Raw genomic sequence first — 14373 nt, forward strand, 5'->3', positions numbered from 1 at the left:
CGCCGCAATCCAAGAGTGTGAAGAGGAGAACCCATGCAGAACCTGAACCGTCGCGGCTTCCTCGGCCTGACCGCCGGTGCCGTGCTGCTCACCGGATGCGCTCCGGGAGCGGGCAGCAGCGCTGGACCGCCACGACCTGGCGGCCGGTTACGCGCCGCCTTCTCCGGTGGCGGTGCGGCCGAGGTGCTGGACCCGCACGAGACGGACCTCTACATCGAGATCGCCCGCGCCAAAGCCCTCTTCGACAAGCTCGCCGACTACGGCTCCGACATGACCCCGCAGCCGCGCCTGGCCGAACGCTGGGATCCCTCCCCCGACCTGATGACCTGGCGGATCACGCTGCGGCAGGCGACCTTCCACGACGGACGCCCGGTTCGCGCAGCGGACGTGCTGGCCAGCTACGCGCGCATCACCGAACCCGGGAGCAGCCGACGGGCCAAGTCCAGCTTGTCGGTGATCGACCTGCCGAACAGCCGCGCGATCGACGACCGCACCGTCGAGTTCCGCCTGAAGCGGCCCTACGCCGAGTTCCCCAACGCGCTGGCGACGCTGGGCGCCTACATCATCCCCGAGGGCACCACCGACTTCAGCCGCCCGGTCGGTTCCGGGCCGTTCGAGCTGGTCTCCTTCGAGCCGGGACGCTCGTTCCTCGCCGCCCGCAACCCCGACTACTTCGACGGGGCGCCGCTGGTCGACGAGTTGCAGATCGTCGTCACCAACGACGAATCGGCCAGGGTGAACGCGCTGCTGGGCAAGCAGATCGACTACGCCCACGACCTCACGATCACCAGTGCCCGCACCTACGAGGCGAGCGGTCAGATCCAGGTGCACCGGCTCCCGCTGGGCAACTTCCACGGGCTGGCCATGAAGGTCGACCGCCCACCCTTCGACCGCCCCGAGCTGCGCCAAGCGCTCTTCCACCTGATCGACCGCGAGGAGCTGCTGCGTTCGGTGCTGCAGGGCTCCGGCCAGGTCGGCAACGACGTCTACGGCAAGGGCTACCGCTACTACGCCGATCTGCCGCAGCGGCGGCAGGACCTCCAGCGGGCGCGTTCGCTGGTGAAGCAGGCGGGGGCCGAGGGCATGACCATCGACTTCGACACCTCCGACGCCTCCACCGGGCTGAAGGAGGCGGCGATGGCGATCAGCGACCAGGCCCGTCAGGTGGGGCTGAACCTCAACGTCCGGCTCGGCAACAAGGACACCTACTGGTCCGACATCGCCAAGAGCGGCGTGCTCGCCAGCTACCGCTCGGGGGGCATGCCGCTGGAATCGCACTTCTCGCAGCGCTTGCTCTCGGGCTCCACGACCAACAACACCGCGTGGCGGCGACCCGATTTCGACGCGCTCTACGACGCGGCGCAGTCCACTCAGGACGAGAACCGCCGCACCGAGATCTACCGCCGCATGCAGGAGCAGCTGTTCCACGAGGGCGGTTTCGTCTGGTGGGGCGTGTCCGACTGGATCGTCGCCTCGGCCGGCAACGTCGGCGGGGTCGACGACCGCGCGCCGGCCAACACCCTGGACTGGGCGCGCTTCGACAAGGTGTGGTTGGCGTGACCCACTACCTGCTGCGGCGCGTCCTGCTCGGCGTCGTCCAGGTGTTCCTCGTCGTGGTGGGCGTCTTCCTCCTGACCCAAGCCCTCCCGGGGGACGCCGCGGTGACGATCGCCGGGGACAACCCGGACCCGGCGGTCATCGCCGCGCTGCGCGATCAGCTCGGCCTGGACAGGCCGATGTGGCAGCGGTTCGGGGACTGGCTCGCCGCCGCCGCTCACGGCGACCTCGGCACCTCGCTGACCGGGCCGCGCAGCGTCGCCGAGGTGATCGGGTCGGCGGCCGGTCCCACTCTGCTGCTGGCCTCTCTGGCACTGGTGCTGCTGGTGCCGCTGTCGACCGGTGTCGGCGTGCTGGCCGCGCGCCGGGAGGGCGGCCGGCTCGACCGGCTCATCACCAGCACGACGCTGGGGCTCTACGCAGCACCGGAATTCGCGATGGCCATCCTGCTGGTGACGGTCTTCGCCGTGCAGCTGGGCTGGTTCCCGCCCACTGCCGTGGGTGGTTCGCTGGCGCAGGAACCCGGCCTGCTGGTGCTGCCTGTCGTGGTGCTGCTGCTGCGGCCGATCTGCTCGCTGAGCCGACTGGTGCGCGCCGGGATGATCGAGGCGCAGCGCTCCCCCTACGTCCTGCACGCGCGTCGGCTCGGCCTGTCCCCGGCCCGGATCACCTTCGCGCACGCGCTGCCCAACGCCGCGGCTCCCGCGGTGCAGCAGCTCGCCCGGACGGCCGACTGGCTGATCGGCGGCGTGATCGTGGTGGAGGCGATCTTCGTGGTCCCCGGTCTGGGAACCACGCTGCTGGAGGCGGTCTCGGCACGCGACCTGCCGGTGCTGCAAGGCCTGGCGCTGATCTTCGCGAGCACGACCGTGCTGGTCAACCTCGGTGCCGACGTCGCCGCCCGCGTCCTGTCCCCCGCTGCGGAGGCCCACCGATGACCAAGTACTCGATCCCCGCCGCGCTCGTGGCGGTCCCCGTGCTGGTGGCCCTGCTGGGGCCGCTGTTCGCCGCGGACGACCCGGCCAAGGACGTGGCGTTCCTGCTCGGCGGCGGGCACGTGTTCGGCACCGATTTCGTCGGCCGCGACGTGCTCGACGAGGTGCTGCTCGGTGGTCGTTCGCTGGTGCTGATCGCGGTGGTCGCCACCACCTGCACCTACCTGCTGGCCGTCCCGCTCGGCCTGCTCGCCGGCATGACGCGCAACCGGCTGGCCGACGAGACCGTGATGCGCCCGCTGGACCTGCTGCTGGCGGTGCCGTCGATGTTGATGTTGCTGCTGCTGGCGGCGTTGTCGCCTGGCGATCCGCGGGTGCTGGTGGCGGTGGTGGCGCTGATCAACCTGCCGGACGTCGTGCGCATCACCCGCGCCGCCGCCCTGTCGATCTCGGCGCGACCCGCGGTGGAGGCGATGCGCCTGCAGGGAGAACGTCTGCCCCGCATCGCGGTCGGCTACGTGGCCCGCGCGATGCGTCGCACGCTGGCCGCCGACCTGGGGACCCGGTTCACCGGAGCGATCTACCTGGTGGCCTCGGCGAGCTTCCTCGGCGTGGGAGTCTCGCCGCAGGCCGCTGATTGGGCGGCGATGGTGGACCGCAACCGCACCGGCCTGTTCCTGCAGCCCTGGGCGGTCGTGCTCCCGGCGCTGCTGATCATCGCGCTGTCGGTCGGGGTGAACCTGCTGTTCGACCGGCGGTTGCGGCAATCCGACGCGAACTTCCTGGAGGCACGGTGACCGCCATCGACGTGCGGGACCTGACCGTCACCATCGGCGACCGCGAGCTGGTCTCCCGCGCTTCGTTCCACCTGGCTGCGGGTGAGATCGCGGCACTGGTCGGCGAGTCCGGCAGCGGCAAAACGACCACCGCGCTCGCGCTGCTCGGCGAGAAGCCACCCGGCGCAGTGCTCTCGGGCTCCGTCGAGATCGACGGCCAGGTGGGGTTCATCCCGCAGCAGCCGTCCGCGGCGCTGAACCCGGTGCGCCGGGTCGGTTCTGCGCTCGCCGAGATCGCACGGCTGCACGTGCCGAAGGACCAGGTCCGGGACCGCGTTCTGGACGCGCTCCGGCGAGCGCGGATGCCCGACGGTGAGCGCTTCCTGCGCCGCTACCCGCACCAGCTCTCCGGCGGGCAGCAGCAGCGGATCGTGCTGGCCCAGGCCCTGATCGGTGACCCGAAGCTGCTCATCGCCGATGAACCGACGACCGGCCAGGACCCCGTCGTGCGGACCGAGCTGGCCGCGGAGCTGCGCGCGGTGTCCCGGCAAGGGGTCGCGATCCTGCTGCTCACCCACGACCTCGACCTGGTCCGAGACCTCGCGCACCAGGTCCTCCTGGTGGAGGCCGGACGCATCCGCACGTCCGATGTGGACGAGGTGGCCGCGACCGCGCCGGTGGTGACGGCACCTCCGCAGAGCACCGATCCGGTGCTGTCGGTGCGGGAGCTCACCGCCGGGCATCGCGACACCGACACGCTCCACGGGGTGTCGTTGCAGGTCGCCGCCGGGGAAAGGCTCGCGGTGCTGGGACGTTCCGGCAGCGGGAAGACCACGCTGGCCCGGTGCATCTCGGGGTTGCACCGGCATCGCAGCGGTGAGGTCGTGCTGAACGACCGGCCGCTGTCCCCGGTGCTGCGCCGCCGCTCGCGGGACCAGCTCGCCCGCGTGCAGCACGTCTTCCAGGACTCGCGCGCCTCGTTCAGCGAGTTCACCCCGGTCTTGGACCAGGTCGCGCGGACCGCCGAGCGGTTGCGGGCGGTTCCGCGCGAGCGGGCTCGCGCGCGGGCCGCGGACGAGCTGGCGCAGCTGGGGATCCCCGAGTCGACGGCGTCGCGACCCCCGTCGGGCCTGTCGGGCGGGGAGCTGCAGCGGGCCGCGCTGGTCCGGGCTGTGCTGGCCGAGCCGGACGTGCTGATCTGCGACGAGATCACCTCGGGCCTGGACCCGAAGCGGCGAGCCGATCTGCTGGACGTGCTGGCCAAGTTGCAGCACAACACCGGCTGCGCCCTGCTGATCATCACCCACGACCTCTCCGGTGTCGCCGGCCTCGCGCACCGGGTGCTGGTCCTCGACGAGGGCTGGGTGGTCGAGCAGGGCTCCGCCGCCGACGTCCTCACCTCTCCTCAGCACGCGGTCACCCGCGCCCTTGTCACGGCTGAAGCAGCAGGTCGGGACGCATAGCCAAGCGTTTATTGAATATGATTTTCACAAGACGTCTTCGGTTGGGGAGGTAGGGCGAGTGGTTCAGCTCGGACAACGACAGGTCGGCCGCTACGTGGTCCGCGAGGCCACCCGGGACGACGCGAGGGGCGCCAGGTCGGTCATGCTCGACACCTTCTACCGGGAGTTCGGCCACGGCTACACCCCGCGCTGGCACGACGACGTCGTCGACATGGACGCCGCGTACTTCCACGATCCACGGCAGACGTTGCTGGTCGCCGCGCTCGACGACGAGGTCGTGGCCACCACGGCGGTCCGCGCCGACGGCCCGCAGAGCCCGCCGCACGCCCCGTGGCTCGCGGAGCGCTACCCCTCCGGCGTCACCGCGCAGATCTTCCGCGTCTACGTCCGCCGCGAGCACCGCAGGCACGGGCTGGCCCGGCACCTGGTCGACATGGCCTGCCGGTTCGTCGCGCTGACGCCCGGGTACGAGTCGATCTACCTGCACACCAACGCCGCGATCGACGGAGCGGAGCCGTTCTGGCGCAGCGTCGCCAAGGAGATCCACGACGGACGCACCGACCCCGACCACAGCCCGGCGGTGCACTTCGAGATCCCCATCCCGGTCGTGTGATCACTCCAAAGTGGATCTCGCGAGCCTTTTTCCGCCCAATCGGCCTCGGAGCGTGATCACATGCGCCACCCCATCCAGCGATGGGCATTCGCTGGCCTTTTCGAGGCCGCGAGCGCACACTGGGAACATCAGTTCGAAGAGCGCGAGATCGCTCTCCGGCTTGCTGTTTGAGAACTCAAGAGTGGGAAAGCACAAGGCGCTCAACCGAGAAGGCGCCGCTGCGCGATGTCCAGGAACCCGCCCTGTCCCGTCTCCACCGCGTGAACGCCCAACGACACCGAGAACCGAAGCTCGGAGAGGAGCCGAACATGGTCCACGAAACCCGATCGCACCGTCCCGCCGGCACTGACGTAAGCCGACAGCAGCCGAGACAGTCCCCGCTCACCGAAGGCGTTGTGCGCCGCCACGAAATCGAGCGCGGGGTCATCGACCGCGGCATCCGTCCAGTCCAGAACCCCTGCAAGACGGCAGGATTGGTCCACCAGCGCATGACCGGGGTGCAGATCCGCGTGAACCAGGCGCAGATCCGCGGGCCCTGACCAGTACCCGTCGTCGTCAATCCAGGACCGCCAGCGCGCGACCTTCTTCTCGGGAACCTCCATCATCCGCTCGGCCAGCACCAGGTGATCGCGAACCTCCTCGCGGAGATCGCGATGGCCGGAGACCGCCACGCCCAGCCGGGCGACCTCGTCGACCCGGGTGCGGTGCAGTTCCGCGATCACCGCACCCAGGTCGGCGAAGAACACCTCGGTGGGCTCTCGCCACCACTGGTATTCGAGCGTCTTCGGGTCCTCCGGGCCGAGCGGCCTGCCCGCGAGCCTGCGGTAGGCGATGAGCTCCGGCGTGCAGATCTCCCAGTCGGGCACGGCCACGGGCAGGCGCGGGCGCAGGTGCTCCAGCAACCGGCGTTCGACCTCGACGAGTTCACCGACCTCGCGCCGCCGAGGTACGCGCAGCACCCAGCGGGTTCCGTCGGCATCCACCGCGTGGCCGACCTGGAAGTCCCAGCCGGTCTCGTCGATCTCCACGACCTGAACCTTCAGGCCGTGGCGTTGCGCGAGTTCCGTCAGCACCCTGCCGACGGTAGTCGACGTGGCCACCCGCTCTTCGGATCGCCGACCGGCCGGGCCCGGGCTCAGCCGCTGGCCACCTCGCCCGCGGCGGGCACGTCGTCGGGCAGCAGCAGGCAGAGGTCTTCCAGCGTCGGAGAAGCGGTGAGCCGCAGGCGCTTCGCGTGCCGGGTGACGGCCGCATCCATGACCTGCCGGGCATAACGACCGTTGCCGAACGACGGGCCTCGCGGGGTCGACACGAAGTGCGCTCGCAACGCGGCGACCGTCGGACCCGTGCACTCGTACCCGGCCGCCGCGGCGTGCTGGGTGACGATGGTGACCAGCTCGTCGTTGCTGTAGTCGGCGAAGCGAACACGCTGCGAGAAGCGCGAGGACAGGCCCGGGTTCGCGGCCAGGAACTCCTCCATCTGCCCCTCGTAGCCGGCGGCCACCACCACGACCTCGTCGCGGTGGTCCTCCATCAGCTTGACCAGCGTGTCGATGGCCTCCTGGCCGAAGTCCGAGCTGGAACCTCGCTGGGAGGACAGCGTGTAGGCCTCGTCGATGAACAGCACGCCACCGCGCGCCCGGTCGAACGCCTCCGTCGTGCGGTGCGCGGTGTGCCCGACGTACTCGCCGACCAGGTCCCCGCGCCCGACCTCGACGACCTGCCCGCGCTGGAGGATGCCCAGCGCCGCGAGGATCTCGCCGTAGAGGCGGGCGATCGTCGTCTTGCCGGTGCCGGGCGGCCCGCCGAAGATCAGGTGCCTGCTCAGCGACGGGACCGGCAGTCCGGCGGCCTGGCGCTGCTTGGCCGAGGCCAGCAGGTCGACCATGTTGCCGACCTCCGACTTGACGTCCGCGAGGCCGACCATGTGGTGCAGCTTGTCGAGCAGGCTCTCCACCATCGCCGTGTCAGCGTTGGCCGCACCGGCACCGACGCCGCTGCCGGGCAGAGCTCCGATGTCCTCCGGCAGCAGCCTGGTCATGGCAACGGGGTTCAGCTCGGGGTCGTCGGCGAGGCGGTAGGCCTGGCGGCCGATCATCTCCTCGAAGACCTTCCGGGCCGTGCGGCCGTTGCCGAACGCCTCGTCCCGCGGGTACTTCTGGAAGAACCCCAGCACCGCCTCGCGGGTCTCGAACTCCAGCCGGTAGTCGTTGGCCCTGCACATGCCTTCGACGATGGTGACCAGTTCGTCGTTGCTGTAGTCGGCGAACTCGATGGTCCGCGAGAACCGGGAGCCCAGGCCGGGGTTGGTGGCCAGGAACTTCCGCATCTCCATGGTGTAGCCGGCGACGATGACGACGACGTCCTCGCGGTGATCCTCCATGAGCTTGACCAGGGTGTCCACCGCTTCCTGGCCGAAGTCGGCACCACCGCCACCTCCACCGGACAGCGTGTAGGCCTCGTCGATGAACAGCACGCCGCCGAGCGCCTTCTCGAAGCACTCGGTCGTCTTCAACGCCGTCCCGCCGACGACGCTGGCGACCAGATCGGCGCGTCCCACCTCGACGAGCTGGCCCATGCGCAGCACCCCGAGTTCCTTGAGGATCTGCCCGTAGAGCCGGGCGACCGTGGTCTTACCGGTACCGGGCGATCCCGCGTACACGAGGTGCCTGCTCATCGGCGGCATCGGCAGACCGACCGCAGCCCTCTTCTCCGCCATCTGCTCCAGGCGGGTCAGGACCTCCACCTCGCGCTTGACGTCGGTGAGCCCCACCAGCGCGTCCAGATCGCCGAGCAGCTCCCCCAGCCGTCCCTCGGAACCGCGCTTGGCCCGCGTCGGCACCCGGGGCTCGTGGCCGGTCTCGCTCGGCGGAACGGAGTCCGCGGTGCGAGAGCTCCCGAACCGCGTCGTGTCGTCGGATTCGGGTGCGGCCTCGCCGGAATCGCTCTCCGGGTCGGCGTTCTGGGCGCTGGTGATGCCGCTGAGCCGCACGTTGTCGCGGCGGACCTGCAACCGCACGCCCGCGCCGCCGTTGTCCTTGGAGATGGTGTCGCGCACGCTGATCGACTCGGTGGAACCGACGACGATGCCGTCCGCAGCGTTCCCGGAGATCTCGCAGCGGTCCAGCACGCCCGACGACCCCGCGGCCCACTCCAGGCCGTTGCCCTCGCAGCCCCGGATGCGCGTCTGCTCCAGGGCCACGGACGAGGTCCCGGACGCCTTCACCCCGTGCTCCCCGGCATCGGAGAGGTCGCAGCCGCGCAGCACGGACTGACCGTCGGAGACCAGCACCGCGGTGCCACCGCTGCCCGCCACGGTGACGCCGCGCAGGTCTGCGGAGCTGTGCTCGGTGATGCGGACGCCGACCGCGCCCGAACCGGAGATGGCGACGTCCTCGACCTCGATCTCGGCCTTCTCCGCGAGCAGCACCGCATCCCCGGCCGCGTCGGCGATCGCACCACCGGAGACGGTCACCTTCGAGGCGCGCACGTCGATCCCTGGTCCGGCCGGGCGGCGCAGCGTCAGCTCCCGGAACGTGCCCGCGCCGTTCTCGGCCACGACCACGCCGGGTCCACCGGCGCCCGTCACGTCCAGCCCGGAGAACGACGGCGACGCCCCGGCGATCCACACCCCCGCGTCCCGGGAGTCCGCGATGGTGCACTCGGTGAACTCGCCCCGGGAGCCTTCGAGCACGTGGAGCCCGTACCCGGCCGGCTCGTCGACGCGCAGCCGGTGGACCTCGGGCTCGCCCTGCTGCACGAGCACAACGCCCTGGGCCCCCGGCGAGGTGATGGTGCAGTCCTCGATGACGGGCGTCGACCGGGAGGCGATCAGCAGCCCCACACCGGAGGGCTCGGTGATGGCGGTGCCGCTCATCCGGAACGAGCTGCTGCCCTCGACCACGACGGCGGGATTTCCCGCCCGCACGATCCGGGAGTCGCGCATCGCTCCCCTGGCGCGCTCGGCGGCCAGCACGGCGCTGCCGGCCGCATCGCTGATCGTGCAGTCGACGAACTGCGGGTCCGCATCGGTGCGGATCACGACGGCGGCGGCCTTGACGTCGCTGATCGTGCAGTTGCCGAAGTGCCCGCCCGCACCGTCGATGGCGATCACACCCGCCCCGGAGGGGTTGGTGAACTCCGTTCCGCTGGCGCTCGCTTCGGCCTGACCGTGCACGTAGAGCGCTGCCGCCGACGCCGCTTCGACGCGGCATTCCTCCAGCCGCAGCCGGCCGGTGGAGACGTCGATGGCGGAGGTCTCGGATCCGCTGTGGACGAGGACCAGGCCCGAGAGGACGGCGGTCTCGGCCGCCATCACGACAGCCGGGTCACCGGTGGACTCGATGCGGACGCCGCCCGCCGCACCCGCTGCCGACAGCGTGACCTCGCGGCTGAGCACCACCGACTCGGTGTAGGTGCCGGGCTGGATGGAGATGACGTCGCCGGTGGTCGCCGAGGCGATCGCGTCGCCGATGGTGCGGAACGAGTCGGGCGCGGTCGCGGAGACCGACAACATCGAACGTGTGTTGGTCATTCTCGCCCCAGTTTTTCTTCTCGCGCTTGCGGTGTCGACGATTCGGTGAGCACGGCGATCGCCCGGTGCAGGTCGAGACGACCCAGCGCGTCGAGGCCCGCCTTCGCGGCGACCACGTGCGAGACCAGCTCGGGATCCGGTGCCAGGTGATACCTGTCGAGGTAGTGGTGGACCGCGTCGTTCCAGACCCAGGTCCCGTCCGAGCGGAAGTTCAGCGGCACGGTGCGGTTCGGGTCGATCACGTCCGGCATGACCTGATCCGTGGACATCGCGATCGGCGCCGAGCGCAGGTAGCTCAACAGGCGTTGCCGTTCGGCGGCCTCGGCCCGGCGGTGATCGGGCCGGAAGAACGGCGTGCCCAGGGTGTCGGCGCCGTCGAAGACGCGAGCCAGCCGCACGGGCGGTTCGGGGTCCCAGATCAGTTCAGACGTCGACAGCGCGTTCTCGTGGTAAGCCGTCGGGGCTTCACCGGCGGCGAAGACCTCGACTCGCGGCTCGGCACCGGCTTCGGTGAGACCGTGCTGGATCTCGGCGGTCAGCTCGATGAGATCGGCGTCCCCGTCCGCTTCCACGAGGTACACCGGCTCGGTCGTCTCCGCCGAGATGCGACCGCTGCGCCACAACGCCCGCACACCGCCGATGCGTTCGGACGCGCGCACCGCGGCCGCATCGGCGTCGTCAGCGGAGTGCGCGGTGAACCGCCACGGCGGTGGCTCGGCGCAGCGAGGAGCTTCCACGAGCCCCTCGGGATCGACGTCGTTGGCCCGCGCCAGCGCCGTGAGCAGGTCGATCTCGGCATCGGTGAGCGCCAGCCCCAGACCGACCGCTGCGACCAGCGATTCGGCGATCTCGTCGAGCTCGTCGTCGGCGAGGCAGGTGCGCAGGACCGCGAGCTCACCGTCGGGCATCCGGCCCGCCAGCTGCAGCAGCAACTGGTGCACCTCGGGGGATCGCGGGCTCACCGATCGACCCCCGCGGGCTTGGCGAACGGGCTCGCCGGCTCGCCCAGCAGCACCGAGTACCGCTCGTGATCGGGCGCGCTCACCTCGGAACCGGCGCGCTCGTCGCGGCTCTTGGCCGCTTCGGTCAGGCGTTCCAGCACGCGGGCGTCGTGCCGCTTGCGAGCTTCTTCGGACCGCTGCTTCTTGCCGACCTCGGTGAGCAGCACGCGGCCGGAATCGGCTTCCACGGCCAGAACCCGGTAGGAGGTGGCGGGCGGGAACACCACGTCGGCGGAGTTCTCGTCATCGGCGAGGCCGCCGAGCCTCCGCGCGGTCACCGACCAGATCAGCAGCTCCACCGAACCGGGCACATCAGCCGACTCGTCCGAGACCCCGAGCATCGGCGCGGGTTCCACGAGCTCGCTGCCGACGACGTAGTCCTCGACCGTCTCGGCCTCGCCAGGTCCACCGCGCACGACCAGGCCCTGCAACGACGGAAGCCGACGCAGGCCTCCTGCCAGGCAGGAGATGAACGGGTACTGCGAGGCAGCGTCTCCCGAGCGGATCGCGTCGACGAACTGGCGCTGGTCGGAGGTGGCGAACACGTGCACGGCGGCGAGTTCGGTGAGCATCGCGTCGTCCACCGGCATGCCACCGCGCAGGCCGGGGCGCTCGGCGAGCAGGCGGGTCACCGAGCGCGTGGCCGCGTCGTACTTCCAGCCCAGCGACTTCTTGAACTGCTGGCGGTCTTCCTCGGTGCTGGAGTGGTCCACCAGGAGCAGCGGTTTCAACACCGCTGCAGCGACGTGCTCATCGGTCTCGGCCTGTCCGGTCTCGGCCTGCCCGGTGTCGGCGGCCTCCTCCGCCTCGGCTCCTTCCGCGCTCACGGCCGCGACGTCGGTGACCGAAACCCGCTCCACCGCGTCGACTTCCTGCTCCTTCGCGGAATCCGCGGCCGGCGGCGCCGCTTCGACGGCGGTCTCGACCTCGGCCAGGTCGAGCGTGGTCGTCTGGCCTGCGGCGGACCGGGCATCGGCTGCGTCAACCCGGGGCGCCTGACCGTCCGCGACACCGGAGGTCCTCAGCCCAGCTGGAGCGGAAACCGCTTGCGCCACCACCGGGTCGGGCGGTGTGACCGCAGTCGGCATCTGTGCGGTCGCCACCTGTGCGGCCGCGACCGTCGAGCCCGGCGCGGGACGCTGCTGCACCCCTGCGGCCGATGACGACTGGACCGGTGCCGGTGCGTGAGCGGGTGGGACGACCGGGCCCGGAAGCGCTGGTGCAGCGGCCGCAACGGGCGCGGGCATCCGGTGGGTCGCGGCAGCCGAGGCAGGGGCCGGCGCAGCGATGGCCGAGGCAGGCGCAGGCCGTGCGGGAGGCACCGATCGAGCCGCGGGCGGCGGGGCCGGAGGACGCGGTCCCGGGCCCGGTCCTGTCGTCGGTGCTGCAGGTGGTGGGTTGACGGGCACCGGAGGGGCATCGGGCGGCGAGTCCTCCGGCGTCGGTGCGGCCGGTTCCGGCGCGGGCTCACGCGTTGCGGGCGTCATCGACGGCAGCGGCGTGCTGGAAGCGACCACCGGGATCGGCACGGACGTCACCGCGGTCGGGATCGCGCTCGCCGCGACAGGCGTCGGCGCGCCGGACGGATTGCCCGGTGCCGCAGTGGTTTCCGCCGCCGCAGGAGCGTCCGGTTCAACGGTCGCCGCGGGCACCGGCGTTGCCTGCTCGGTCGGATCCGCCTTCGACGGAGGCGTCACCTCGATGACCGTCTCCTCCGGGGAGCTCTCCGAGGGCTGCGGTTCGGGCGCTTGCGGGAGCGGCGTGCTCGCGGAGCCCAAGGATGCGGGCACCAGCGGAACGTCGGCGACCTCGGCCGCCTGAGTCGCCGCACCGTGTTCCCCCCGGCGCCACCCGTCGCCCGTGGGACGCATCCTGCCTTCGGCGTCGACGACCACCGGCGACACGATGCGCACGGGCTCGGTCGGCTGGTGCCGGATCGGTCCGTCCGCCATCGGCTGGGTTGCCGACACCGCTGCCACCGGCGGGTTTTCCCCTGCCCCGGGCTCACCGGCGGCAGGGGGCGTGGGGGCCTGCCGCGCAGCTGAGGGCATCGGCGCGACGGACTCGGCTGCGGGAACTCCTCCCAGCGGAGCCGGAACCCAGGCGACCGGCCGGCCGCCGATGCCCGCGGGCACCGCACCGGTCGACGCCTCCCACGGGTGCGCTCCCCAGGGCGCCTTCGTGGCGACCTCGACGGCAGGGCCCGGCCCTGCCGCACCGAGCACGTGCACTGCGACGTTGAGCGATGCTGCGAGGCGGCCCAGGTAGTCGGGCCCGACGTGCGGCGTCGCGATCAGCCGCAGGCGCTCGCGCGCCTCGGCGGGCAGATCGGTGACGAAGCGTTCCACCGCCGTCAGGACCCGCTCGGGCGGTGCTCCGCCCGCGGAGCTGACGACCAGGTTGACCGCGTCGGGCGAGACGGGGAGCCGTGACGCGACGGGGTCGACGGGCACGCGGACAGGACGCACGAGCAGGCCTGCGGGCAGCACGTCGACCAGCCAGCCGTCCTGCAGCCAGAACGTTCCGGTCCCGGCCCCGGTGAGTCCGGGAACCGGTGGCAGCCAGTTGCGCGGTGTCGGCGGAACCCCCGGCTGGTGGGTGCTCTCCAGGACGAACGGGAGCCAGCTGGGTTGGCCCGAATCATCGGGCACGACCCACGTCTGACCGCCTTCGGGCAGGTACTGGGGCACGGCGTGGCACCCGTGCACGGGCTGACCGATGAGCTCGGCGAGCTGCTGGGCCAGCGGCCGGACGCTCACCGGCTCGGGGCCGTAGCCGATCAGGCCGAACGTGTCGCGCTGCGGAGCGGGAAGCCCGCCGACGAACGCTGCGAGGGCTTCGGGCGCCGGGAGCGGCTCACCGGGTGCGCCGACGACGATGGCCAGCCGGTTGCGGGACAGTGGCACCTGGTAGCCGGTGTCGCCGTGGGGCCGGGGCGGCTGACCCGCGGCCCGCACCCAGATCCCGGCGGGGATGGGGGTGACGCTGATGCGCGGGTCGACGGGCCGGGTGCGCAGGCTCGTCGAGAGCCCGTCCTGCCAGTCCGGGATCGGGTAGCGGGGCCCGTCGTGCCACTTCGACCGGCCGGGCCGGAAACCGACCCAGCCCGTCTGCTCACCCGCGGAGAAGAGCTCGCCGCCCGGCAGCATCAGCAGTTCTCCGTCGGGCGCCACCACCTCGGTGCCGAGCGCTTCGGACAGCCTCAGCGCCAACGGACGGGAACCGCCACGAGCGGCGAGACCCGCCCGGGAGGAGAGCAGTCTGATCGCGGGGAGACCGACGCCCTCGGGGCGCAGTTCGTTGCGCAAGCTGGTGAGCACCTCGGGTTCGAGCCGCTCGAAGACGGGCAGCGCGGTCTCGTCCACGTAGACCTGCGTGCGCCCGTCCGACAGGGTGAACGGTGGCGGCGGCACGGGCGCACGCGCGTCCTCCGCACGCACGACCACGCCTGCGCCCATTCGCTCGACGACCAACGCGCCCATGTGGTGCCTGCC

General features: G+C 71.5%; 9 protein-coding genes. 5 read left to right on the top strand and 4 right to left on the bottom strand.

The window, feature by feature from the left end; genetic code table 11:
* Window positions 1–33: 33 nt before the first annotated feature.
* Genes FHU35_RS29815 through FHU35_RS05605 form a run of 5 tightly spaced genes read left to right on the top strand, consistent with a single transcriptional unit; the run spans window position 34 to window position 5344 of the window.
* Window positions 34–1560 carry an ABC transporter substrate-binding protein gene (locus FHU35_RS29815; RefSeq protein WP_246110084.1) on the top strand — a complete coding sequence of 509 codons (1527 nt, stop codon included), beginning with the start codon at window positions 34–36 and terminating at the stop codon, window positions 1558–1560.
* Window positions 1557–2495, top strand: coding sequence for an ABC transporter permease (locus FHU35_RS29820; protein ID WP_246110085.1), 939 nt, complete (start codon window positions 1557–1559; stop codon window positions 2493–2495). Before FHU35_RS29815 ends, FHU35_RS29820 begins: the two co-directional genes overlap by 4 nt.
* Window positions 2492–3289 carry an ABC transporter permease gene (locus tag FHU35_RS05595; RefSeq protein ID WP_222429281.1) on the top strand — a complete coding sequence of 266 codons (798 nt, stop codon included), beginning with the start codon at window positions 2492–2494 and terminating at the stop codon, window positions 3287–3289. Before FHU35_RS29820 ends, FHU35_RS05595 begins: the two co-directional genes overlap by 4 nt.
* Entirely contained in the window at window positions 3286–4731 is a 1446-nt protein-coding gene (locus tag FHU35_RS05600; protein WP_246110086.1) for an ABC transporter ATP-binding protein, read from the top strand. Before FHU35_RS05595 ends, FHU35_RS05600 begins: the two co-directional genes overlap by 4 nt.
* A 58-nt stretch (window positions 4732–4789) precedes the next feature.
* Entirely contained in the window at window positions 4790–5344 is a 555-nt protein-coding gene (locus FHU35_RS05605; protein WP_246110087.1) for a GNAT family N-acetyltransferase, read from the top strand.
* Window positions 5345–5544: 200 nt separating this feature from the next.
* On the opposite strand, the gene FHU35_RS05610 is transcribed toward FHU35_RS05605, so the two are convergent.
* From FHU35_RS05610 to FHU35_RS29175, 4 genes are all read right to left on the bottom strand, one after another.
* Window positions 5545–6417, bottom strand: a complete 873-nt coding sequence (locus tag FHU35_RS05610; protein ID WP_186459268.1) for a macrolide 2'-phosphotransferase — start codon at window positions 6415–6417, stop codon at window positions 5545–5547.
* Between the two features lie 62 nt (window positions 6418–6479).
* Window positions 6480–9878: a right-handed parallel beta-helix repeat-containing protein gene (locus FHU35_RS05615; RefSeq protein ID WP_145737280.1), complete on the bottom strand. Its 3399-nt coding sequence runs from the start codon at window positions 9876–9878 to the stop codon at window positions 6480–6482.
* On the bottom strand, window positions 9875–10840 hold the full coding sequence (locus FHU35_RS05620; RefSeq protein WP_145737281.1) for a hypothetical protein: 966 nt from the start codon (window positions 10838–10840) through the stop codon (window positions 9875–9877). Before FHU35_RS05620 ends, FHU35_RS05615 begins: the two co-directional genes overlap by 4 nt.
* Window positions 10837–14361 carry a hypothetical protein gene (locus FHU35_RS29175; RefSeq protein ID WP_186459269.1) on the bottom strand — a complete coding sequence of 1175 codons (3525 nt, stop codon included), beginning with the start codon at window positions 14359–14361 and terminating at the stop codon, window positions 10837–10839. Before FHU35_RS29175 ends, FHU35_RS05620 begins: the two co-directional genes overlap by 4 nt.
* Window positions 14362–14373 lie beyond the last annotated feature (12 nt).

Source organism: Saccharopolyspora dendranthemae (genome assembly GCF_007829955.1).
Lineage (GTDB): Bacteria > Actinomycetota > Actinomycetes > Mycobacteriales > Pseudonocardiaceae > Saccharopolyspora > Saccharopolyspora dendranthemae.